Origin of the sequence: Galbibacter sp. BG1 (assembly GCF_013391805.1) — a bacterium.
In the GTDB taxonomy this organism is placed as follows: Bacteria; Bacteroidota; Bacteroidia; order Flavobacteriales; family Flavobacteriaceae; genus Galbibacter.
The window spans coordinates 1,943,247-1,968,467 of the sequence record NZ_CP058364.1 but is presented as its reverse complement, the minus strand read 5'-3'; the positions used below and the strand labels follow the sequence as shown (position 1 = coordinate 1,968,467).

At 39.2% G+C, this 25,221-nt stretch carries 17 protein-coding genes, 2 tRNA genes and 3 rRNA genes; 2 read left to right on the top strand and 20 right to left on the bottom strand.

Annotated features, from left to right (window positions below; translation table 11 throughout):
• Window positions 1-56: 56 nt before the first annotated feature.
• The 4 genes from HX109_RS08715 to porV all read right to left on the bottom strand — a co-directional run bounded on the left by HX109_RS08715 (window position 57) and on the right by porV (window position 4,732).
• Window positions 57-1,775, bottom strand: coding sequence for a pyruvate dehydrogenase complex dihydrolipoamide acetyltransferase (locus HX109_RS08715; RefSeq protein ID WP_178951165.1), 1,719 nt, complete (start codon window positions 1,773-1,775; stop codon window positions 57-59).
• A 5-nt stretch (window positions 1,776-1,780) separates the two neighbouring features.
• Window positions 1,781-2,779, bottom strand: a complete 999-nt coding sequence (pdhA, locus tag HX109_RS08710; RefSeq protein WP_178951163.1) for a pyruvate dehydrogenase (acetyl-transferring) E1 component subunit alpha — start codon at window positions 2,777-2,779, stop codon at window positions 1,781-1,783.
• A gap of 200 nt (window positions 2,780-2,979) precedes the next feature.
• A complete protein-coding gene (gene cdd / locus HX109_RS08705) occupies window positions 2,980-3,471 on the bottom strand; it encodes a cytidine deaminase (protein WP_178951162.1) in 492 nt (163 codons plus the stop codon).
• A gap of 106 nt (window positions 3,472-3,577) precedes the next feature.
• On the bottom strand, window positions 3,578-4,732 hold the full coding sequence (porV, locus tag HX109_RS08700; protein WP_178951160.1) for a type IX secretion system outer membrane channel protein PorV: 1,155 nt from the start codon (window positions 4,730-4,732) through the stop codon (window positions 3,578-3,580).
• Between the two features lie 453 nt (window positions 4,733-5,185).
• Between porV and gldJ the strand changes: the two genes are divergently transcribed.
• Together gldJ and HX109_RS08690 are read left to right on the top strand one after the other, a co-directional pair.
• Window positions 5,186-6,835 (top strand): gliding motility lipoprotein GldJ, encoded by a 1,650-nt coding sequence (gene gldJ, locus HX109_RS08695; RefSeq protein WP_178951158.1) that lies wholly within the window; start codon window positions 5,186-5,188, stop codon window positions 6,833-6,835.
• Window positions 6,836-6,900: 65 nt separating this feature from the next.
• Window positions 6,901-8,181, top strand: coding sequence for a UDP-N-acetylmuramoyl-tripeptide--D-alanyl-D-alanine ligase (locus HX109_RS08690; RefSeq protein WP_178951156.1), 1,281 nt, complete (start codon window positions 6,901-6,903; stop codon window positions 8,179-8,181).
• A gap of 194 nt (window positions 8,182-8,375) precedes the next feature.
• Here HX109_RS08690 and HX109_RS08685 read toward each other — a convergent pair whose 3' ends face one another.
• From HX109_RS08685 to HX109_RS08610, 16 genes are all read right to left on the bottom strand, one after another.
• Complete coding sequence (locus HX109_RS08685) at window positions 8,376-8,969, bottom strand: hypothetical protein (RefSeq protein ID WP_178951155.1); 594 nt, start codon at window positions 8,967-8,969, stop codon at window positions 8,376-8,378.
• 704 nt (window positions 8,970-9,673) lie between these two features.
• Entirely contained in the window at window positions 9,674-10,507 is an 834-nt protein-coding gene (locus HX109_RS08680; protein WP_178951153.1) for a ferritin-like domain-containing protein, read from the bottom strand.
• A 74-nt stretch (window positions 10,508-10,581) separates the two neighbouring features.
• Entirely contained in the window at window positions 10,582-11,310 is a 729-nt protein-coding gene (locus HX109_RS08675) for a ferritin-like domain-containing protein (RefSeq protein ID WP_178951151.1), read from the bottom strand.
• A 164-nt stretch (window positions 11,311-11,474) separates the two neighbouring features.
• Complete coding sequence (locus HX109_RS08670; RefSeq protein WP_178951149.1) at window positions 11,475-14,111, bottom strand: MGH1-like glycoside hydrolase domain-containing protein; 2,637 nt, start codon at window positions 14,109-14,111, stop codon at window positions 11,475-11,477.
• 310 nt (window positions 14,112-14,421) lie between these two features.
• Window positions 14,422-14,531, bottom strand: a 5S ribosomal RNA gene (gene rrf, locus HX109_RS08665).
• Between the two features lie 207 nt (window positions 14,532-14,738).
• Window positions 14,739-17,594: ribosomal RNA gene (locus tag HX109_RS08660) — 23S ribosomal RNA — on the bottom strand.
• Between the two features lie 214 nt (window positions 17,595-17,808).
• Window positions 17,809-17,882 (bottom strand) — tRNA-Ala (locus HX109_RS08655).
• Window positions 17,883-18,082: 200 nt separating this feature from the next.
• A tRNA-Ile gene (locus tag HX109_RS08650) sits at window positions 18,083-18,156 on the bottom strand.
• Window positions 18,157-18,241: 85 nt separating this feature from the next.
• A 16S ribosomal RNA gene (locus HX109_RS08645) occupies window positions 18,242-19,759 on the bottom strand.
• The 16S, 23S and 5S rRNA genes sit together here with 2 tRNA genes alongside, the layout of an rRNA operon.
• Before the next feature lie 834 nt (window positions 19,760-20,593).
• Window positions 20,594-21,055 carry a hypothetical protein gene (locus tag HX109_RS08640; protein ID WP_178951148.1) on the bottom strand — a complete coding sequence of 154 codons (462 nt, stop codon included), beginning with the start codon at window positions 21,053-21,055 and terminating at the stop codon, window positions 20,594-20,596.
• A 70-nt stretch (window positions 21,056-21,125) separates the two neighbouring features.
• The gene (locus HX109_RS08635; protein ID WP_178951146.1) at window positions 21,126-21,353 is read right to left on the bottom strand and encodes a hypothetical protein; all 228 of its coding nucleotides are present in this window, start codon (window positions 21,351-21,353) and stop codon (window positions 21,126-21,128) included.
• A 220-nt stretch (window positions 21,354-21,573) separates the two neighbouring features.
• Window positions 21,574-22,242 (bottom strand): hypothetical protein, encoded by a 669-nt coding sequence (locus HX109_RS08630; RefSeq protein WP_178951144.1) that lies wholly within the window; start codon window positions 22,240-22,242, stop codon window positions 21,574-21,576.
• A 208-nt stretch (window positions 22,243-22,450) separates the two neighbouring features.
• Window positions 22,451-22,897, bottom strand: a complete 447-nt coding sequence (locus HX109_RS08625; protein ID WP_178951142.1) for a hypothetical protein — start codon at window positions 22,895-22,897, stop codon at window positions 22,451-22,453.
• Complete coding sequence (locus tag HX109_RS08620; protein ID WP_178951140.1) at window positions 22,894-23,217, bottom strand: hypothetical protein; 324 nt, start codon at window positions 23,215-23,217, stop codon at window positions 22,894-22,896. Before HX109_RS08620 ends, HX109_RS08625 begins: the two co-directional genes overlap by 4 nt.
• Window positions 23,218-23,814: 597 nt before the next feature.
• Entirely contained in the window at window positions 23,815-24,204 is a 390-nt protein-coding gene (locus HX109_RS08615; RefSeq protein ID WP_178951138.1) for a hypothetical protein, read from the bottom strand.
• A gap of 2 nt (window positions 24,205-24,206) precedes the next feature.
• Window positions 24,207-25,211, bottom strand: coding sequence for a hypothetical protein (locus HX109_RS08610; RefSeq protein WP_178951136.1), 1,005 nt, complete (start codon window positions 25,209-25,211; stop codon window positions 24,207-24,209).
• Window positions 25,212-25,221: the final 10 nt, after the last annotated feature.

Here is a 25,221-nt window from a genome sequence, read left to right as displayed (position 1 = left end):
TATACCAAAAATCCCGCATAAAGCGGGATTTTTGCATGGTATTATAAGTTGACTTATTACGCCAACATGGTAACAGGATTTTCTAAATAGGCCTGTAGAGTTTGTAAAAATTGAGCTCCAGTGGCACCGTCAACCGTACGGTGATCGCATGCCAATGTTACTTTCATGGTATGTCCTACCACAATCTCCCCATTTTTAACCACCGGCTTTTCTACAATTCCCCCAACAGAAAGAATAGCAGAGTTCGGTTGATTGATAATAGAGGTAAATTCTTGAATCCCGAACATTCCCAAATTAGAAACAGTAAAAGTACTACCTTCCATTTCGGCAGGCGTTATTTTCTTGTTTCTCGCCTTTCCAGCTAATTCTTTCACTTGAGAACCTATTTGGGTAAGACTCATCTGATCGGTAAATTTCAATACCGGTACCAAAAGACCTTCATCAACGGCTACAGCAACCCCAATATGCACATGGTGATTGTAAACCGTTACATCCCCTTTCCAAGTTGTATTAACTTTTGGGTGCTTTTTAAGAGCTATGGCACAAGCCTTCACCACCATATCGTTAAAAGACACCTTGGTATCTGGCAATTCATTAATTTGTTTACGGGATGCCATCGCATTGGTCATGTCCGCCTCAATAGTAAGGTAGTAGTGAGGAGCCGAGAATTTAGATTCCCCAAGACGCTTCGCAATGGTTTTACGCATTTGCGAATTCTTCTTCTCTTCTGTACTCTCTTCTCCAGCAGGAACAAAAGGCATTGCGCTAGAAGGGGAAGCACTTTCTTGGGCTGCAGGTTTGCTTTCCGCAGGTTTTTTATAATTTTCTATATCTTTCTTAACTATTCTTCCATTCTCACCAGATCCATTTACATTGGAAAGATCAATCCCTTTATCTTCTGCCATTTTCTTGGCTAAAGGTGAAGCGAAAATCCTTCCATCGCTAGAGGAAGATGAAGAAGTAGATTTTTGCTCTTGAGAGCTTTCTTTAGTTTCTTTGGAAGTTTCTTTTTGCTCTTCTTTGCCTTCGTCAGCTTTTTCAGAACCTGATTCTTTTTTAGAAGCTGATTGGCCGCCACCTTTACTAGCCGCTAAAACCGCATCTACATCGGTTCCATCTGGGCCGATAATTGCCAGAATATCATCAACAGGGGCCGATTGCCCTTCTTCAATACCAATATAAAGTAACTTTCCGGCATAGAAAGACTCAAATTCCATGGTCGCCTTATCGGTTTCAATTTCCGCTAAGATATCGCCTTCTTCCACATCGTCTCCCACGTTTTTCAACCAAGAAGCAACTGTACCTTCCTCCATGGTGTCACTCAAGCGTGGCATGGTAACCACTTCTACACCTTCTGGAATTTCCCCTCCTTCAGAATCATCCTCACTGGAGTCTTCTTTAGAAGTTTCTTTCTCATTATCTTTTTTATCTTCTGATTTTTTGTCTTCGGATTCTTTGTCTTTAGACTTTTCTTCCTTGTCTTTAGAATCTTCTGAAGATTTCCCCTCACCATTGATCAATCCTGAAATATCTTCACCCTCTTCTCCAATAATTGCCAAAAGGGAATCTACAGGAGCACCATCGCCTTCTTCTATACCAATATGCAACAATGTCCCTTCGTGAAAAGATTCAAACTCCATAGTAGCTTTATCAGTTTCGATTTCCGCTAATATATCGCCTTCTTCTACTTTATCTCCTACTTGCTTTAACCACTTTGCTACGACCCCTTCTTCCATGGTGTCGCTCAAACGAGGCATGTTAATGATTTCTGCCATTATCTTTAAAGTTTATGCTGTAAAAATGGATAATCTTCTTGTTCGTACACTACATCGTACATTACGTTTTTGTCTGGGAAATCGGACTCCTCTGCAAATTGCTCGCATTCTTTTACAAGATCTTTTACACGTTTGTCGATTTTCTTGATATCTTCCTCTTTAGCATATTTCTTTTCTAAAATGATATCTTTAACCTGCGTAATTGGGTCGATTTTTTTGTACTCCTCCACCTCGTCTTTGGTTCTATAGTGCTGCGCATCTGACATAGAGTGACCGCGGTAACGGTATGTTTTCATTTCCAAGAAAGTTGGGCCACCACCAGAGCGAGCTCTTTCTACTGCCTCGTGGATAGCTTCTGCAACTTTTACCGGGTTCATCCCGTCTACAGGACCGCAAGGCATATCGAACCCAAGTCCTAATTTCCAAATTTCCTGTTCTTTAGAAGTTCTTGCTACGGAAGTTCCCATGGCATACCCATTGTTTTCACAAATAAAAACCACTGGTAAATCCCAAAGCATGGCTAAATTGAAGGTTTCGTGTAAAGACCCTTGTCTTACTGCTCCATCTCCCATATAACATAAAGTTACACCATCTCTTTTGAAGAACTTATCTGCAAATGCAAGTCCAGCTCCTAGTGGAATCTGACCTCCAACAATACCATGACCTCCGTAAAAGTTATGCTCTTTTGAGAAAATATGCATGGATCCACCCAGACCTTGAGAGGTTCCGGTAGCTTTTCCATAAAGCTCGGCCATCACCTTTTTAGGATCTACACCCATACCAATTGGCTGTACGTGGTTTCGATAAGCAGTAATCAACTTATCTTTTTTAGGATCTATTGCATGTAAAGTACCAGCTAGCACAGCTTCTTGACCATTGTAAAGGTGAAGAAAACCTCTTACCTTTTGCTGTATATAAACCGCTGCCAGCTTATCTTCAAACTTTCTCCAAAACAGCATGTCTTCATACCATTTTAAGTAAACTTCTTTTGTAACTTTTTTCATCTATAAATTTCTTTTAGCCAAACATTGGGCGCTGAATATTACTATTTAAATTTTTACCAATCCGTAAAAACCTAAAATTAACAGTATTCATTTTTCAATAAAACCCGCTAGAATTTAAAAGGGATTTTAAAACGCAATACAAAAGTAGCGTTTTCAATAAAAGTGTAAAAATGAAAAACTGCTTTTATACGAGATTTTTGTTAAATATTATTCAAAGTAGCTTTTCCAAAGGTAAGCGGCAATAAATCTTTAATGGCATCTGCTTTAACCACTTTTCCTGTTTCCCCCATAAAATAGATTTCTATAGGTGTTTTCTGATTTTCTTCGTATTCAAATATAGACTGTCTACAGGCTCCACAGGGAGGGGTTGGAGTTAATACATTAAAAGCATCGGAGGATGCAGAAATGGCCATGGTTTTAATTTTTATGGCAGGATATAAAGCCCCTGCTTGATAAATGGCTACGCGCTCTGCACATAATCCGCTCGGGTAAACCGCATTTTCTTGGTTGCTCCCTACCACAATTTCCCCATTCTCCAAATCCAACGCTGCTCCCACTCTAAATTTGGAATAGGGTGCATACGCATTTTTTCGGGCAGAAACAGCTTTTATCATTAATTGCCTTACTTCCTCAGGAAGTTCATCCAGCGAATCGAAAACAGTAAGAGTAGCAGTTATTTCTAATTTTTTCATAGTCTATTCTCCAACAAAATTACAGCAGCAAAATACAATAATTTCTATAGACAGGCATCTTTTAGAAACTGAATGATTTCATCTTTCATAGGGAACAACTTATTACTTAGTTATAAAACTCATCCCCTAAATTAAAGGTAAGGGAAAAACGTAAGGTGTTTTCCAACGGATTCCTAACATTGGATGTTGAGAACAAATATGAAAGATCTATAGTAGTTGCCTTAAAGGTAAATCCAGCTCCCAGGGTGAAAAATTCCCGTGCTCCCTTTTCTGGACTTTCATGAAAATAACCGGTTCTTAGCGCAAAAGCTTCATTGTACATATACTCAAAACCAAGAGCCCACGTAATTTCACTCAATTCCTCGCTAAAACCATCTGGAGCATCCCCAAAAGAAGAAAACATACCTGAGAAAAAGCTCTCGTTGTAATAATCATCTTCCGTGGTTATTTCTCCATCCCCATTAGAATCGCTTGGGGTTGGCACCAACAATTTATTAAATTCTGTATTTACGGAAAGAACATTCATAGGATCGAAGATAAAGTCGAACCCGGCACCCAATTTTAAGTTGGTTGGAAGCGGACTTTCTCTACTGATGGCGTCATCATATTTAATTTTAGGTCCAATATTGGAAATATTGAATCCCCCACGCCAAACACCATTAAAGGCATTGTAAGCAATTTCTTGCGATTGATAGAATCCAGCAATATCTACAGCAAAAGAGCTGGCTGCAGTTCCATCGGTTGTTTCATCTTGCAGTTTTAAATCGGAGCGTATAAATCTTCCGGCCACTGCCATGGAAAATGTTTCACTTAATTTTAAGGAGTAAGAAGCATCTATGGATAATTCATTTGGCCTTACTATGGTTGCGGGTGCGCCCATTTGCGCTTCGTTTTCTGTAATAAATTCAATATCACCCAGACCAAAATAACGGATACTCGCTGCCCATGCACTTCTGTCGTTTAACTTATTATAAAAGGAAGCATTCAACAAAGCAATGTCGTTTACTAACTGACTTAAATAAGGTGTATAACTAAGGCCCACTCCATACTGTCTTTCAGCAAAAGCAAATTTAGCAGGGTTCCATTGTTGCGAAAATACATCCGCAGAAGTGGTAACACCCAATTCCCCCATTCCACCAGATCGTGCATCTGCGGCAATAGTTAAAAAAGGAACGGCAGTAGTAATAACTCTAGATTCTTCTTGAGCTTTTAAAAAACTCGCGGAAAGCAGTAGGCTAAGGAGTAAAAGTTTTAATTTCATAAGTTCAGGTTCTTTATACAAATATAACTGTTTATTGCAGTTAAACAACTCTCCCTCTAATTAGGATAAGCTTTAACCTTTAACGTGTTATTAACAAAAATCTTGTGCAATGATAATTTTTTTTATTCTTTTCTGAAGTTTCTGTAAAATTCATGGGATTCTACACTCTTATTTCTGCTTTACATTTTCAGTATAAAAAAGATTATTTCTGAAAGGCCACAAACGCTATTTAACCTCATTATTAAATCTGAAAGTTTACAGGAATTCAGCAATTTTGAATCCGTATTAGTCAATTATTGAAGCCCCATCTATAATAAAAATGTTATTTAATCGTTTTGACAACAGCGGAGCTAACTTTGACAACATTATACTGACAATTTTTATGAAAAAAATTGCATTAATTTACTTAATTACTATATTGCACACTTATTTAAGACAACTCAAATCTTAACTATGAAGAAGTATCTATTTAACCCATATGTATTATGCTTGGTTGCTTTTGCGAGTTTTACAAGTTGTAAAAACTCCGACAAAAACACTTCCAGAGCTACTGGTTGGCAAATCAATTCGAAGGAAGGTGGTTTCCAATACAATACAAATTTTAAAGAGCAAGAAACGGCTCCTGGACTTGTATTCCTAGAGGGTGGGACCTTCACTAGAGGGAAAGTACAAGACGATGTAATGCACGACTGGAACAACACACCTACACAACAACACGTTCAGTCTTTTTACATGGATGAAACCGAGGTAACCAACAAGATGTACATGGAATATCTTGATTACCTTAAAAGCGTTTATCCACCAGACGATCCTGCCTATGCAAACATCTATAAAGGTGCGCTACCAGACACTCTAGTTTGGAGAAATAGGCTGGGTTACAATGAAGTAATGACAAATAATTACCTACGCCATCCCGCTTACGCAGAATATCCTGTTGTAGGTGTTAACTGGGTTCAGGCGGTTCAGTTTTCTGAATGGAGAACCGACCGGGTAAACGAATCGATGTTGGAAAGAGAAGGATATTTAGCTAAAAATAGCAAGTATGCAGTTGTCAACGGAGAAACAGATGGTGGATTTAGTACAGAAACCTATTTAAACAGTCCTGAAAGTATTTATGGCGGCCAAATAGACTCGCTACAAGGAAACATGAAAGGTAAGAAAGACTCTACCAATGTTTTCGCTAAAAGATCTAGCGGGGTTATTATGCCTTCTTACAGACTTCCTACAGAAACCGAGTGGGAATATGCAGCAGCTGCTTTAGTTGGAACACGAGAGTACAACAATTACAGAGGAAGAAAAAAATACCCATGGGAAGGTGAATATACCCGTTCTGGAAAGAGAAAAACCCGTGGAGACCAATTGGCAAACTTTAAGCAAGGAAAAGGTGATTACGGTGGAATTGCAGGATGGTCCGACGATAGTGCAGACATCACAGCGCAAGTAAAATCGTACCCTCCAAACGACTGGGGATTGTATGATATGGCTGGAAACGTTGCAGAGTGGGTAGCCGATGTTTACCGACCTATTGTAGACGACGAAGCAAACGACTTTAACTACTACCGTGGTAACGTTTATATGAAAACCTCTATTGGTGAAGATGGAAAAGTACAAATTGTTGGTAGAGACGGTATTCAATACGATACCCTAAGCAACGGTAAAATTGTAGCTCGTAACCTGCCAGGTGAAATTGCAATGGTTCCCGTAGATCAAAATGATACATATCTTAGAACCAACTTCGACACCAGCGACAATAGAAACTACAGAGATGGTGATAAAGGTTCTACTAGATATTACGATATGTTTAGTGATGATGAAGAGCTTGACGATTCCAAAAGAATGTACAACGCCCCTAAAAATCAAATACAAAGGGATTCCACAGGAAACCTTGTAAAGCAGATTGATGACTCCAACAACAGAACAACCCTAATTAACGACGAAGTTCGTGTATACAAAGGAGGTTCTTGGAAAGACAGGGCATACTGGTTAGACCCAGCACAACGAAGATATTTACCTCAGTATATGGCAACCGATTATATAGGGTTCCGCTGTGCAATGTCTAGAGTTGGTTCTAAAGCCAAAGAAAAGAAAACCCCGAGACACTAATCTCAAACAAAATATTCTTACAAAAAGCTCTGATTTATTCAGAGCTTTTTTTATACATTTATTTTATGGAAACAGCAGCGCTACACAGTATATTTTTAAGCACTAACGGGGTCGTAACCGACACCCGGAAAATTGAAAAAGGTTCTATATTCTTTTCTTTAAAAGGCGCCAATTTTAATGGTAACCAGTTTGCAGAAGAGGCCCTAAAAAAAGGAGCGGATTACGCAGTTGTAGATGAAAAAGAATATCAAACCTCCAAAAATATTATTCTGGTAGATAATTGCCTTAATGCCCTACAGGAATTAGCCACCTTTCACAGAAAGTATTTGGCGCTCCCCATCATCGCGCTCACCGGTAGTAACGGCAAAACCACTTCCAAGGAGTTGATCAATGCGGTCCTTTCCAAAAAACACAAAACCATTGCTACCAAAGGGAATTTAAACAACCATATCGGTGTTCCCTTAACGCTACTTTCCATGGATAAAAATACCGAAATCGGGATTGTGGAAATGGGTGCCAACCACCAAAAAGAAATCGAAAATCTTAGCAATATTGCTTTACCAGACTACGGTTATATCACCAATTTTGGAAAAGCCCATCTAGAAGGCTTTGGCGGTGTAGAAGGCGTTATAAAAGGCAAGAGTGAACTTTACACACATTTAAAAAATAAAGAAAAAACTATATTTTTTAATGCCGACGATAGAATTCAGAAAGAAAAATTGGAAGGTTATGCAAACAAAATCGGATTTAGCCAATTTACTGGAGCTGATTATCAAATACAATTGGAATCTACGGATCCTTTTGTAAACATACTTATGGATGGCAATCTTATAAAATCCAATCTTATTGGCGATTACAATTTTACCAATATTGCGGCTGCCATAGCCATTGGACACTATTTTAAGGTGGCTGAGGAAAAAATTACCGAAGCCATTGAGGCGTATACTCCTGCCAACAATAGATCCCAAATATTAAAACACGGTAAATACAATATTGTGCTAGACGCTTATAATGCCAATCCATCCAGTATGGAGGTCGCTCTCAAAAACTTTAAGAACAACCCTGGAAATTCAAAACTTGTTATTGTAGGAGATATGTTTGAACTTGGCAAAGATGCCAAGAAAGAACACCAAAATATAGCAAATCTGGTAACAGATTTAAGCTTTAATAATGCTTTTTTAGTTGGTGAAAATTTTTACAATATCGACAGCTCATTAAAAAAGTTTAAAACATTTGAGGCTCTTAAAGAGCACCTTAAAAGCCATCAACCTAAAGAAGAAACTATTTTAATCAAAGGCTCTCGCGGAATGGCCTTGGAACGAGTCCTGGATTTGCTGAGCTTATAGCCTGATCATGTATTTAATAGATGGATGTTACAAAATACGACTTGAGTTGACAACCACAATTTTAATAAAACGCTCAAATCTCGTGGAATTATTAAAAAGTAATCATAAATGACCGATTTAAATAACAAATGGGCATAACTATAAGCGTTAATACCATTTAGTTTGAACCCATTCAATTTTTTATTTATAACTGTTTAGTCCTTAACAACAAACTCAAATCTACCATTTTTATTTGAATTTCGAATATGGGTTTTAAATTGAATTTCATTATTGCCATCTGTATTAAAAGCAAAAGTCTGGTCTCCCATTGTATGATCACTATTCGCTAAAAAGAACATTCCAGAATCTATTAGAGGTATTCCTACCCTCATTTCGTATTGGCCATTTTCGTGAATGGCTCGACCTAAAATTTTGAAATTATCCTGAATAACAATTGACCCAAATTCGACTTGAATTGAATCAGGATTCAAAGCAATTGCGCTAATTTCAGAACTATCTATTTTGAATATGGACAAATTGACAAAGGTTTCTCTAGACCCTGTAAGCTTAAAGATGTCAATTTCCGAATTCGTAAATTGATCTTTTTGTGTGTCCAAAATATTAATATTTACCCACAACAATTCTCCTTTTGAATAATTTGACTGATCATTATCGATGAAAATTGCCCCCGGATTTTCAACTATATAAAATTTATATTCTTCATCTGAACAAGAAATATTTAGTAGCAAAAAAGGAAATATGAGCAATGTTAATTTCCAGTTTTTAATAAATTTTATTTCAAATATCATAGATTCATATTTTTAGAGTGATGGTAATTCCAATAACCTCATTATATTTATTACCTTTTTAAATATAGTTATTTTTTTCTAAATTATAGATAAAACTTTTCGTGTCCTAAAGAAATCAATAAACGGATAATCTTGGTAGTCAATCATTATCAAACCTTCATAAACCGTTTCGGCAAAAACATACGGTCTTTTGGTATGAATACCCTTTTTTTAGGTATTACCATCCAATTTATGATTGGCACTATACAACTTATCATTAATTCGCCGGACATTTTAATCGTTCGGAATAATATTTTAATCTGGAAATTAAAAATATTCGGATTTCTATTAAAAAAGCGGATATTTTCACGTAAACATCGCATTGTTTAGCCTAAACGATGCTAAGCAACGCCGAAAAACATCATTATACCACTATAACGCTCCCTCACGAAACCTAAAAATTTTTATTTTTGTAAAAATAATTTAATTGAGCACTTTAAAAAATTTGGTGTCGCATCTGATACTTTTATTATAAATCCCATTACTATAGACTGTTCAGCTAATCAATTTTGTCCTGAAACCAAACCATAAAAAAATGCCTTCTGTTTCAAAAAGAACCTTGCGCTAGAAATTATGGAGTTCCTTGCTTTTGCAAACGAAAAAGGCCATTCAGGAAAAAAATTCCCCGAATGGCCTCAACAACCAACCATTAAAAATATTATCTGCTATTCTTCATCAACTATAAATAAACTAGCGATAGATACAGCATCGTCTCCAGACAATGCTTCATCGTAGGCTTCCGTAGAAGCAGCCATTCCAAAAGCATCACCAGAACCAAGGGTAGTAACATCTACTCCACCTTGAATTACATTTTCTTCTCCATTATACACAGCCTGTGTCGCTTCTGGCATTCCGGCACCTCTTTCGTTATTGGTAATCCATCCTTTCAATCCTCTTAATCTTCTAATTTCTGATGCATGTCTTGCCTCTACCGAGTGAATCTGTAGAGCCGCCGTTAAAAATGGTGATCCCAATAAATTTCCGGCTTGACCTTTATAAGCTCTTACCCCTGTATCTTCAAAAGCTTGTGCCAATGCCAATAATTGGGCATATGCAGTTTCCTGTCCTGCTCCATTTTCGTTAAACGGATCGAAAGCCCCACCTACCGTAAAATCGAAAGTAGGCTTAGAAACTGGTGTTACTCCTGCACCTTCCAGTCCGGCGATTAGAAAATCGACGTGAGCTTGCTCGTGCTTAGAGATTTGCATATATACGGTTTCTGGGCGTCCCGTTGGCAATACTCCAGATTGCAAGGCTAAATCGTAAAACTCATCCTCCAAATATTCTAAAGTCAATGCCAACTGCAATGCCCCCACAGGATCTGTATTCATAGACTGCGCATAGGTTTTTTTAGGCATGGTAGCTAATCCAAATGGTACAGCTGCAATCGCTGCTTTTTTTCCTAAGTTCCCTAAAGTTCCAAATATATCTCGACGCGATGTTTTACCTTCTAAAAGATTGCTTGTGGTAAAATCATCTAAAAAATTTATAATATTCATAGTTTTCAATTTTAAAGTTTATTCAACGTTTTGCTGAACTAAATGATGTTATTTATTAATTATAATACCACTGATTATGGCAAGTTATTTGCCGTGAATTCAGTTTTTATAAATCCAGTAGCTGCTACTGCCGCTAAAATATCCGATGGGTCTAAAGCCGCATCTAAACCGGTATCTACGGTTACAATATCATCTCCTGCAAAATCTGCAGAACCTGGATTAATAAGTGTTCTTATGGCAGAAGCGTGTCTTGCTTCCACAGAAACGATTTTTCCGGCAATTAATAAATAATCTGGATTGGAAATAAGTCTACCCGCACCATTGTAGGCAGCAACACCTGTATCTTCCAAGGTTTTAGCAGTTGCCAAAACTTGGTCTCTGTTATTGAAATCTAAATTCCCATAATCAAACTCCAACTGGGGTAAAACTAATTCTGTGTTTCCATCAACTGCAGCGGTAATTGCTGTTTGAAAGAAATCCCTATGGTTCACTTCATGGTAGTATAAATCGGTAAGAACTTGTCTTTCCTGGTCGCTAATATTGGCATAAAAAGAGTTTACAACTTTCGTGTAGAAATCTGCTTCCAATTGCTCCAAGGCATAAGCATAGTTTAAAACCCCTAAATCGCCTTCTCCTAGATCGAATACTCCGCCGTCTGGTGGCATCATCATATCTTGATCGTCGTCGTTATTACAAGCCATTAATAAACCTGTTCCTGCCACTGCAAGACCTCCAAGTTTAAGGAATTGACGTCTATTATTAGAACGTTGTGGCTGATGAACTTTTATGATTTTCTTTTTCATAATTGATGTTTTTATGATTAATCTTCACCTATATTAACGAAGAAAAAAGAAAAGCGGTTTTCTTAAAATAATGTTAAAGTTATTATAGTCATGAAATTCATGGCCTCAAGTAGTAATTTTGAATGAAATATCTTCTGAAGAAAAAACAGAAATACTACAAATAATTATTTCGAGATATCATCGATAAGATTAGCCACCAAGCTCGTCCATCCTGTTTGATGGGCAGCCCCTAGCCCCCTACCGTTATCCCCTTCGAAATATTCGTAAAAAAGGATTAAGTCTTTAAACAGCTTATCTCGGTATTGTTCTTTATGCTGAATATTTATGGGGCGGTCTCCTTCTTCATTAGCTTCGAACATTTTTATTAAACGTTCGCTAAGGTTGACAATAATGTCCTGAAGACTTATCTTTTTTCCGCTTCCGGTTGGAAATTCAAGATAAATGGTACGATCGTTATAACTTTCGTATTCTTTCATGGCTTGAATAAAAAGATAATTAATAGGCATCCAAATGGGGCCGCGCCAGTTGGAATTTCCGCCGAACAGATGCACTGTAGATTCCCCGGGCTCATAACTAATACTGTAATCTATGTTTTGAATTTTAATATGGTAAGGGTCGGTATGAATCTTGGAGAGGGAACGGATTCCATACGGACTTAAAAATTCGTTTTCGTCCAAGAAACTTTTCATCATCACCAAAATTCTATTTCGTGGCACAAGGGAAAGTAATAAATCTTGACCTTCAACAAAAGATTGGATCACCGGATATTTTAAAGATTTTCTGCGGTGGTTTTGAAACCAACGAACACTTTGCTCAAACCGTGGTAACTTTTTCAATACTTCCTTTTTAATATTCAGTACCGCCGCCAAGGAGAGTAAACCCGCAATAGACCGAACCTTAATCGGGGTAGACTGCCCAGAGGGCAACGTAAGCTTATCGTAGAAAAAACCTTCATTATCGTCCCAGCTGCCTTCCTGGTTCACACTAATTTTATTGAGTGCTTCCGCAATAAAAACAAAATGGCCAAAATATTTAACCGCCATGTCTTCATAGGCATCGTCTACCATGGAAACTTCTAAACTTATTTTTAGCATACTCAAACAGTAGAGTGCCATCCAAGAAGTACTGTCCACTTGCTCTAGGGTTCCATTTCCAGGCACACCGTAACTTCTATCGAAAACACCTATGTTGTCCAGTCCCAAAAAGCCACCTTCAAAAATATTGTTGTTATTTACATCCAACCTGTTTACCCACCAGGTAAAATTCAATGCCAATTTGTTCAATATTCGTTTAAGGAATTTTATATCGCCTTCCCCTTTCTGTTCCTTTTCTATTTCGTACACCTTGATGGCCGCCCATGCTTGCACTGGAGGGTTTACATCGCTAAAAGACCATTCGTACGCTGGAATTTGTCCATTAGGAGCCATGTACCATTCCCGGGTGAATAACAGCAGCTGCTGTTTTGCAAAATTGGGATCTACTTTAGCAAAAGCGACACAATGGAAAGCCGAATCCCAAGAGGCATACCAAGGGTATTCCCATTTATCTGGCATCGACATAATATCGTGGTTCCTAAGAGTTTTCCAGTTACTATTTCTGCCAGATAAACGTTCCACAGGGGGCACAGAAACCTCTGAGTCTCCCTGCAACCATGTCTCCACATCGTAATTATAGTATTGCTTGGTCCATAGCAAACCGGCATAAGCTTGTTTCTGTATTAATTTTCTTTCTGAAGTTTCTCCCTTACATATTGCATCATAGAATTGGTTATATTCCTTTACTCTTTGCTGAAAGATGCTTTCATAATCGGCATTAAAAGGGTTTTCAATTTCTTCTGATGAAAACCGAAGTCGAACGACTTTAGATTCCTTACCCTCCAACTCTAGTTTATAAACAGGGGAAAACTTTGTTCCTTCGGTTTTAGTTGTTGGCAGTGTAATATCCCCTTCAATTAAGGCGTTGTGAAACAAATCTTTTTTATAAGGATGGTCATTTTCACGGCCATATAGCAGTTCCTCGTTGCTTTCGTTTTCCGTAAAAAATAAATGATTAGGCTTTTCAAAATACAATTTGTATTTTCCGACATAAGGATGATGCGCCGTTACAGAATTAAGTTTGGAATTTTTGTCTGTTTTTATAGAAGGTCTCTCTTTTATTCCCGTAAAATCCCATTGATTACGCATCCATAAGGTGGGAAGTAGGTGTAATGTAGCTTTATCTTCAGAAACATTGTTTACCGTAATTTTAATTAAAATATCTTGTGTTCCAGCTTTTACATACTCTGTTTCTACATTAAAATAATTTCCATTTTTAAATAAGTCAGTATCCAACACCTTGTATTCCAGATCTTCTAAACCACGCTTTCGGTTTTCGTCAACTATTTTCTTATACGGATATTCCTTGTGCGAATATTTATACAAGTGTTTCATGTAAGAATGCGAGGGTGTATTGGCCAAATAATAATAGAGTTCTTTTACATCCTCTCCGTGATTTCCTTCAGGACCTGTTAAACCAAATAAGCGTTCCTTAATAATAGGGTCCTTTCCATTCCATAGCGCAATAGCGAAGCAAATATTACTATAACGATCGCTTATACCAGCAATACCATCTTCTCCCCACCGATAGGCCCTACTACGTGCGTTGTCGTGGGTGAAATAGCCCCAAGCATCGCCGTTGGCACTATAGTCTTCCCTTACGGTTCCCCACTGCCTTTCGCTAAGATACGGTCCCCATTTTAGCCAATCCTTTTCCTCAGAATAGTTTTCCTTTAACCTTTTATGCTCTGCGGTAGAAAATTCCATCACTCCCATTTATGCTTAGTTAGTTTATTCAAAACAAATTAACACCTTTAAAATTATTGAATAATATTTACAGTTAAACGTGTTTGAGCACATTTAATCAATAAGTTATCCATTTTTAAGGATATTCTAAAAACCGTATTGTATTTACTAGGATTAATCAATAATCCTTTGGATATAGGAAAGATAGTGGACAGTTGCCATGCCCTTGGGCACCATGTGTGCCCCCCGTAACCTTCGGGAAGGGGCAAAAAAAATCCCGACGTTCCATCCGGAAGTCGGGATTGTATATAAACCTGCCGTTGGCAGGCAAAGAAGGCGGCGACCTACTCTCCCACAAGGATGTAGTACCATCGGCGCTGGCGGGCTTAACTGCTCTGTTCGGAATGGGAAGAGGTGAGCCCCGTCGCTATAACCACCTTAAGTCTTAAAGCCTCCCCCGGCCCCTCCAAAGGAGGCGGGCGGGATAATGTTCCCCTTGTCCCTCCCCTTGGGGGAGGTCAGGTGGGGCCTTTAATAAGTTAACATATGGAGATAAAAAAATACTGGAAAAGTACCTATTTGAAAAAAACGTACAGAATTTAAAAGAGTTTGCGCCCCCTTGCCCTTTGCAAAGGCAAGGGGACTGTTGTACATAAGCTTACGGGTTATTAGTACTACTCGGCTGTGACATTACTGCCTTTACACCTGTAGCCTATCAACGTGGTCGTCTCCCACGGCCCTTTAAAGAAATCTCATCTTGTGGCGGGTTTCGCGCTTATATGCTTTCAGCGCTTATCCCTTCCCAACATAGCTACGCTGCCATGCCCCTGGCGGGACAACAGCTACACCAGCGGTTGGTCCAACTCGGTCCTCTCGTACTAGAGTCAGATCCACTCAAATTTCTAACGCCCACTGTAGATAGAGACCGAACTGTCTCACGACGTTCTGAACCCAGCTCGCGTGCCACTTTAATGGGCGAACAGCCCAACCCTTGGGACCTTCTCCAGCCCCAGGATGTGACGAGCCGACATCGAGGTGCCAAACCCCCCCGTCGATGTGAGCTCTTGGGGGAGATCAGCCTGTTATCCCCGGCGTACCTTTTATCCTTTGAGCGATGGCCCTTCCATGCGGAACCACCGGATCACTATGCTCTACTTTCGTACCTGATCGACTTGTAGGTCTCTCAGTCAAGCTCCCTTGTGCCATTGCACTCTACGCACGGTTACCAAGCGTGCTGAGGGAACCTTTAGAAGCCTCCGTTACTCTTTTGGAGGCGACCACCCCAGTCAAACTACCCACCACGCACTGTCCTTCTAAAAAGAAGTTAGGCTCCGAATAAGTAAAGGGTGGTATTTCAACAATGACTCACACATACCTGGCGATACATGATCAAAGTCTCCCACCTATCCTACACATCACTTATCCAAAGTCAATACGAAGCTATAGTAAAGGTGCACGGGGTCTTTTCGTCCCACAGCGGGTAATCGGCATCTTCACCGATACTACAATTTCACCGAGCTCATGGCCGAGACAGTGTCCAGATCGTTACACCATTCGTGCAGGTCGGAACTTACCCGACAAGGAATTTCGCTACCTTAGGACCGTTATAGTTACGGCCGCCGTTTACTGGGGCTTCAGTTCAATGCTTCCCCCGATTGCTCGGGGTAACATCTCCCCTTAACCTTCCAGCACCGGGCAGGTGTCAGGCCCTATACATCATCTTTCGATTTAGCAGAGCCCTGTGTTTTTGATAAACAGTCGCCTGGACCTTTTCACTGCGGCCCCGACGTTTGACCGTCGGGGCGACCTTTCTCCCGAAGTTACAGGTCTATTTTGCCTAGTTCCTTAGCCATGAATCTCTCGAGCGCCTTAGAATACTCATCCCAACCACCTGTGTCGGTTTGCGGTACAGGCTGCACATATCGCTTTTCTTGGAAGTCGGTCCGCTGGATTATCACCGCAGCCGTAGCCTTAGTGTACTATCGGGGTGTTGCCACTCCCTTCAACGTGCTATTCCGTCAGCACGCACCAACTTTCCGCCTCCGTCACTTTTATCTATGTGCAGGTACAGGAATATTAACCTGTTGTCCATCCACTGCCCCCTTCGGGTTCGCGTTAGGCCCTGACTAACCCTCAGCTGATTAGCATAGCTGAGGAAACCTTGGTTTTTCGGCGTGCGGGTTTCTCGCCCGCATTATCGTTACTTATGCCTACATTTTCTTTTCCAAACGGTCCAGCAGACCTCACAGTCCACCTTCTGCCCAGTTTGGAATGCTCCCCTACCACTCGTATTTACATACAAATCCATCGCTTCGGTGGTATACTTATGCCCGATTATTATCCATGCTCGATCGCTCGACTAGTGAGCTGTTACGCACTCTTTAAATGAATGGCTGCTTCCAAGCCAACATCCTAGCTGTCTAAGCAATCAAACCGCGTTTTTTCAACTTAGTATACACTTGGGGACCTTAGCGGATGGTCCGGGTTCTTTCCCTCTCGGACATGGACCTTAGCACCCATGCCCTCACTGCTGAAAAACATTTTATAGCATTCGGAGTTTGTCAGGAATTGGTAGGCGGTGAAGCCCCCGCATCCAATCAGTAGCTCTACCTCTATAAAACTATAAATCAACGCTGCACCTAAATGCATTTCGGGGAGTACGAGCTATTTCCGAGTTTGATTGGCCTTTCACCCCTACCCACAGGTCATCCCAAGACTTTTCAACGTCAACGGGTTCGGGCCTCCACTGTGTGTTACCACAGCTTCACCCTGCCCATGGGTAGATCACACGGTTTCGCGTCTACTACTACTAACTATGGCGCCCTGTTCAGACTCGCTTTCGCTACGGATCCGTACCTGAAGTACTTAACCTCGCTAGTAAAAGTAACTCGTAGGCTCATTATGCAAAAGGCACGCCGTCATACTGACGCAAGGTCAGCACTCCGACCGCTTGTAAGCGTATGGTTTCAGGTTCTATTTCACTCCCTTATTCAGGGTACTTTTCACCTTTCCCTCACGGTACTGGTTCACTATCGGTCTCTCAGGAGTATTTAGCCTTAGCGGATGGTCCCGCCGGATTCATACAGGGTTTCACGTGCCCCGCACTACTCAGGATACCACTATCGATCATATTTCTTGCCTATACAGGGCTATCACCTTCTATGGCCCCTCTTTCCAAAGGGTTCCAGTTCAAAATACATCAAATGTCGTGGTCCTACTACCCCAGTGTTGCCGTAACAACATTGGTTTGGGCTGTTCCGCGTTCGCTCGCCACTACTAGCGGAATCACTCTTGTTTTCTTCTCCTCTGCTTACTTAGATGTTTCAGTTCGGCAGGTTCACTCCTATAAATAGGTGACATATCTTCAATATGCCGGGTTGCCCCATTCGGATACCTGCGGATCAATGTGTGTGTGCCACTCCCCGCAGCTTTTCGCAGCTTATCACGTCCTTCATCGCCTCTGAGAGCCTAGGCATTCCCCATACGCCCTTACATAGCTTATTGTACTTTTTGCTCTTTTATTCTATTACTGTTCCCATAAACAATCGTGCAATTGTTTACAGAACTTAAGATTCTTTTCTCTATAGTCTACTTAAAATGTATTGCTCTTCGCAATACTTTCTCGTATCTCTTTATCTCAATATGTCAATGAACGTTCCGGCCGCTTTCTTGTAGCTTTTTTGATAACCACCACAAAAAATGCGTTTGTGTGCCGTCGTGGAGAATATCGGAGTCGAACCGATGACCTCCTGCGTGCAAGGCAGGCGCTCTAGCCAGCTGAGCTAATCCCCCAATTTGGAATTCAGAATTTTTGAATTCAGAATTACGAATTTAGAACTCTCTAGCTTCCAGAATTTCCTTTCAATATGTTACTTTTATGAACGTGTGCCCGTTTGGCAACTCCCGTTGCCCCCTCGACCTTTTGTAGTCCCGGGCAGACTTCACGACGATAAATGTCGCGATGAACTTCTCGCCGCCCCTCGACCTTTTTGTAGTCTCGGGCAGACTCGAACTGCCGACCTCTACATTATCAGTGTAGCGCTCTAACCAGCTGAGCTACGAGACTGTTTCTTATGTTATATTTATTGACAGCGTTAAGCAAAACCATTCCTACCCTTGCCCTCTCGTTAAGAACTCCATGGTTTCTCTAGAAAGGAGGTGTTCCAGCCGCACCTTCCGGTACGGCTACCTTGTTACGACTTAGCCCCAGTTACCAGTTTTACCCTAGGCAGCTCCTTGCGGTCACCGACTTCAGGTACCCCCAGCTTCCATGGCTTGACGGGCGGTGTGTACAAGGCCCGGGAACGTATTCACCGGATCATGGCTGATATCCGATTACTAGCGATTCCAGCTTCACGGAGTCGAGTTGCAGACTCCGATCCGAACTGTGATCGGTTTTATAGATTCGCTCGTGGTCGCCCACTGGCTGCTCTCTGTACCGACCATTGTAGCACGTGTGTGGCCCAGGACGTAAGGGCCGTGATGATTTGACGTCATCCCCACCTTCCTCTCGGTTTGCACCGGCAGTCCCGCTAGAGTTCCCGACATGACTCGCTGGCAACTAACGGCAGGGGTTGCGCTCGTTATAGGACTTAACCTGACACCTCACGGCACGAGCTGACGACAACCATGCAGCACCTTGTAATCTGTCCGAAGAAAAAACTGTTTCCAGTCCTGTCAGACTACATTTAAGCCCTGGTAAGGTTCCTCGCGTATCATCGAATTAAACCACATGCTCCACCGCTTGTGCGGGCCCCCGTCAATTCCTTTGAGTTTCATTCTTGCGAACGTACTCCCCAGGTGGGATACTTATCACTTTCGCTTAGCCACTGAGCCCGAAGGCCCAACAGCTAGTATCCATCGTTTACGGCGTGGACTACCAGGGTATCTAATCCTGTTCGCTCCCCACGCTTTCGTCCATCAGCGTCAATCAAGTAGTAGTGATCTGCCTTCGCAATCGGTGTTCTGAGTAATATCTATGCATTTCACCGCTACACTACTCATTCCAACCACTTCCTACCAATTCAAGATGTACAGTATCAAAGGCAATTCTATCGTTGAGCGACAGACTTTCACCCCTGACTTATACACCCGCCTACGGACCCTTTAAACCCAATGATTCCGGATAACGCTTGCACCCTCCGTATTACCGCGGCTGCTGGCACGGAGTTAGCCGGTGCTTATTCATACAATACCGTCATCGGGGCACACGTGCCCCTTATTCTTCTTGTATAAAAGCAGTTTACAACCCATAGGGCCGTCTTCCTGCACGCGGCATGGCTGGATCAGGCTTCCGCCCATTGTCCAATATTCCTCACTGCTGCCTCCCGTAGGAGTCTGGTCCGTGTCTCAGTACCAGTGTGGGGGATCTCCCTCTCAGGACCCCTACCTATCGTTGCCATGGGGTGCCGTTACCACTCCATCTAGCTAATAGGACGCATGCCCATCTTTTACCGCCGAAACTTTAATTGCAAATGAATACACATTCGCAATACTATAAGGTATTAATCCGGATTTCTCCGGGCTATCCCTTTGTAAAAGGTAGGTTGCATACGCGTTACGCACCCGTGCGCCGGTCTCAATAGAGCAAGCCCTATCTACCCCTCGACTTGCATGTGTTAGGCCTGCCGCTAGCGTTCATCCTGAGCCAGGATCAAACTCTTCATCGTTGATCGTTAAATATTTTACCATTAACGCCCATAACTCAAAGTCAAGACTCAAAATAATTTTGCTTAATTTTACTAGGTGATCTTACTACTGCTCTCTCAATTTAAAACCGATCGAACAATATAAAATCGTGCTGTCAACAATATTTCAATGAACTCGTATTCGTCTTTTATTTTTTGCCCTAAAAAACCTTCGTTCTTAAAGCGGGTGCAAAAGTAAAACTCTTTTTTGTCCCCCGCAAGCTTTTTTTGAATTTTTTTTGGTCTTTATTTTCCTTAGCGGACTCTAAGACCAAAACCCAAAACAAACCCTTTTTTTCAGAACGTTGCCTGCCTTTTAAAGCATGCCCGGTGTTTTTCGCTGGGCGGGTGCAAAAGTAACTTACTTTTTTGTTCCCCGCAAGCTTTATCTCTGTTTTTTTTCAGGACTTTTAAATCGCCCCTCCAATCTCGGTAAAACCCGCAAAAACACCCTGTTTTAAAGAACTTCGCCACGGTCGGTCGATCTCATCTCCCTTCCAAAGCGGGTGCAAATATAGAAACTATTCCTGCTTATTTGCAAGGCCTTTTTAAAGTATTTTTAATCTTTTTTGTAAGTGCTTTTGTATGTGGGGGTTACGGGGGTGTTTTTTATTGCGGGAGGATGCTGGGGCGTTCCATACATTATATAAATAGGTATTCAAGCCCAACTGCTTTGTAGGCGGACATGTCCTAATATAAGGACTTTTCGGGGGGATACTTACGTTTACAGATTTGACGTTTCATTTTCCGCTGAATTATCCTCTTCTTTATTTTTAAATCCTCGGAAAACGTATTTGAATCCTTCAAGTTTTAGCTTTACAGGATCCGGAAACCCTTCTGCTTCCCCTCCATCTTTGTACGCTTTAAAATTTTGATATTACCATTTATATCCAATTTAGGTGTATCTTTCAACTTGAAAGCTACCTTTTCCATTTGTTTTATACGCTCATCGTTTCTATACCAGTGCAGAGGTAGCACTTCATTTAACTCCTTACTAATTATAAAATCTTTTTTCTTCAAAAACCTCAACACCTTTTTATAATCCGATTTAGATGTATCAAATCTTATCCTTAAGGTTTCTGACGAGTTTGTAACAACAGACAAACCAAGATAAGATTTGGAATTATACAAATATTCAAGTTTAAACTCTACAATTTTCCCCTCACTAAGCTTTGGACTCGCTTCTTTAAAAGCCCAAGGCGGCATAAGAAACGTTAGTACCACCACCATTATAATCCAGTAGCCCAATGACAATATATCTTTTACAGGATCCTTCAACTTCATTAATTTTTTAAAAATTATTATTTAATTCCCGCCCCGGCTAACGCGAGCGGGATTATTTATATGTTTAAATTAAATCATCGTGATTTGATGGTAAATCCAGCACTTCAAAACCTTCAAAATCTTTATCTAATTCAATGATATGTTTTCTGGACAACGAGAGTAAGAAATTCTTAATTATTCTTTTTTCCGTTGGATTATTCGAAAAATCATTTATTGTCCAATGACTACCAAAATTTCTATAAAACAACTCCAATTTTCTTAAAAATTCTTTCTTTATTTCTTCTTGGCTCATTGACTTAATGTTTTAATCCAATTACTCCTCCTGTCCCTAAATTTATTAATCAATTCACTATAATTGTACTATTAAAGATAAATAGAGAACCTCCATCCTGTCCATATCCCGGATAACTTCTACAAAGAATTTCCTTTTAATTTGCTCCCCTCGCTAGCGGGGGATTTGTAAGGCTCAGGTGCAGTATCTATATCTACTAATCCGCTATTCCATTTTTTTATCAATTGTCTTCTTCCTTATTTTTGAATCCTCGCAGAATAAATTTCAAACCATATAATTTATTATCAACAGGCTTCCATTCTGGAAAACCTACATAATTTCCTGTTTCATTATAAGACCTTATGTTTAATTGAATAATTAGAATAAATAATAATAAAATGAGAATACCAATAATCATACTTACAGCACCAAAAAAATAAGAAAAAAACACACCTAAACCACCCCCAATTAAATGACTGTCATCCATTTTCAATATGGCGACATTCCCATTTATGTCCCTCTGGCCTACATCCTTTAATTGATATCCAATCTTTTTCAATTTTAATGAAACTTCCTCGCTTTTGTATACGTAAAAGGGTAATATTTTGCTTAGCTCTATGAATTTAACCAATTGTTTCTCCTTTAAAAAATTGATCATTTTTTTGTACTCTACTTCAGACAAATCAAAACGATGAATTAACGTATCGGAAGAATCTGTTATCAAAGTCATCCCCATGTAGCTATTGGTATTATATAAATAATTCAAGCTTAAACTCTTCAATTTGGAAATTTTTAAGTTTGGGTCTGCTCCTCTAAAAAAATGTAAGGGAAGTAGATATATAAAAACCACTGATAGAAATCCAAGCATTAAAAAACTAAAAACATTATTTACCATTTTATTTTCTTCCATAAGTGTGTGTTTAACAATCTGATTTTTAATTTAAGCCAAATAAAAAAATTACTTTCAAACAGTGCTTAGTTAGTAATAACTATAAAGCAACGGCTCATTTTTAATGTTTAATACCTAAGTTTCTATCGCTACATATTTTGTTCTGCCTCAACACCACACGATACAATAGTGGGGTATCAGGGATTAAATACCCGGCTAAACTGTTCTATTATTCTGTCTTTTTAATAAAAAAGATTGGTTCCACTTCAAATCTAAAACCCTCAATAGCGCTTCTCTCCTCCCATATTTCTTCTACCTCATTTATAAATTTCTCATAGGATAATTCAATTCTTCTATCATCATAAATATGAATTCCTAATTTCTGCTTCGTTTTTATTTCTGGGGAAAGGATTACGGTTTCATTTTTTATATTTTCAAGGTAATAGAGATCACCTTTATAATTGCAGTAGGTTGAAATCCTAAATGCATTATAATCATAATATTTATTGACTTTTAATTTCTTAACGTATACGCTTGCTTCCTTTGAAAATCCAAAGTTCTTATACATCGGATCGTTAGACACAATTAACCAATAAGGTTCCTGTAATTGGCTATACACCAAATCCAAAGTTTCACCTTCAAAGATTACTATTTCTTTGTTCCTAATACGAATCATCTTATAAATTTATTTGATTTCAACCCTCGCTCGCTCTGGCGATGGAGAGATTCTTCCCAAACCTTATTCATTTGATCAAAGTAAACTCTAGCTTCCCTTATAAAATCAAAATCAACATAAAATTCGTCCAAATAGCGACTAATCGATCTAGGGATTTCAGAATTGAGAATAGATTTATCTTGATCTTTTGAATATCTTTCATAAACTAACAATTTATCTCTTACATAATTAATATATTCATCAATTACATATTGATTCCGTTTAGTTTCAAGCCAACTTATAAATTGAACGTGTATTGTTCTTAATTTTTCTGTATCCATCTTGAAAATCCAATTTGATTAATTTAGACCACCGCTATCGCTAGCAGGGTTTTATAGATTCCCCTTTCACTCTTCCGTTTATATACTGTTAAGTTGTATCTCCGCCGATTAATGCCCTGCTTCCGCAAGGTGCATAATGAGTTTCGTATCGCTATTCTTCACCTCCTTTATTCTGCATTTTAGAAAAAGAATCGTAGAATTTGTAATTGTGGCCCATTTTTAATTGAATTAATATCTCATTACACTAATTGTTCTTGCACCCAAGATGCGATTGTGTGGGAGGGGGTGGGGGCGTTAAAAATAAGAGTATTTAATTTTCGTAGTATTAATTATTTTATTATTTATTAAAAATGCCAAAAAAGTCTTTTAATCCTTTCCACCTATTTGGTACGTTGAAAGGAGTTCCTTTTTTATAATAGTCTCTCAATTGTATAACTGCAGATATAGGTAAAAATGCTAAAATTAAACCACTGACAGTTGTAAAGACGTAACCAAAAACCAATAAAAAATATTTTTTGAAAAGCTTTCTACCGCCCTTGATTGTGTCCCCATTAATAGCAAGATATTGCAGTTTATTGTCTTCGGAATAGATAACCTCTATTTTTTTATGAACTTTAGATCCTCTTTTGAGTAAGTGATTGGTATTTGATCGTAGAACGAATCATAGCTATCAATGATCCCATTTTTCAGCAACACATCCAAAAAACTCAAATGATTTTCATCAGACCTACTGAAATCCAATCTGATCCGATCTTGTCTTGGTGCATAAAAATCAATAAAGAGATAGTTTTTCCACATGAAACTATCACCAACATCTTTTCCTTCCGGATGATGGGCTATTTTTATTTGCTCCAAACTCGACAATTGACTGGGGGCAGTATTTATTTCTTTAGCGTTTTCAATAAACTTCGGCCCTAATTCAAAGGTCATATAATAACCTATGAACAAATAAACAAGTATAAAGATTACGAATTTGATTTCTGACATTCCTAAACAATTTTGTCTTCTCTTTTAAATATATGCAGTGTGCTTTTGTTATCTAAAACAAATAGATAGGGATCGTAGAATTTTATGGGCTTTGCGGCAGGAAAATAAACATCTTTCTCTTCATGGATCCAATCGTATTTTAAGGTTTTCGTGTTGAAAGCGGCAATAATGCCCCTTGAGCAATCTGTGGTAATAATGTGATCTCCAATCAAAACAAAATTGTCCCTCTGGGAATCAAAAATTTCCGGATTGCTTATTTCCTCGATAGACCTAAGAAGTGTTCGATGGCGCTTACCAGAAACAATATCTATTTCATAGTAACCTATACCAGTAATCCCTTTTAACCTACCTTCGTTTTCATCCAATACGTAGCTGCTATTGTTGAAATTTTCTATTTTCCACAGAACTTCACCCGTTTCTGTGTTTATTCCAAGCAGAACGTTTTCATTTAGTCCTAAAATCAATATACTTTTAAGAGCAGCAATAAATTTCGGAACGGTTTTTTCAGCTGTTATTTTTAATGACCAAATCACTTCTCCATTAATGATTTTGCGTTTATTTATTTCATTAAATGAAAACGTGTATACTTGGCCTGCTTTAATATGGATTGTTTGACCTAGGTCGGTTTCCCAAAGAACCTTATCCGAGAAAACGTCTTGCAAACCTTGTTTGGGTAAAAAATTAGTATAATCATAATCCGTTGTTACAATTACTAAGTTATCATTGAACAAATTATAATCCCCTAATCCATTTTCAACCAAAGTTATTTTTATAGGTTGAAAATCTAAACTCAAAAACGTGTATGCAAAACTTGATATACCAATAATAATTTCTTTAACTCTCTTGATGAATTCAAAACCTTTATTTACCGCAGCAGAATATATCTCTTTGTTATTCAACAAGTCATAGTGATATAAGCTTTTACCGTCATTATATAACAACTCATTTCCAGATACGTAATAGCTTTTAGATACGTACTTAATACTTATAACTTTTTTATAATACATTTATATTCTT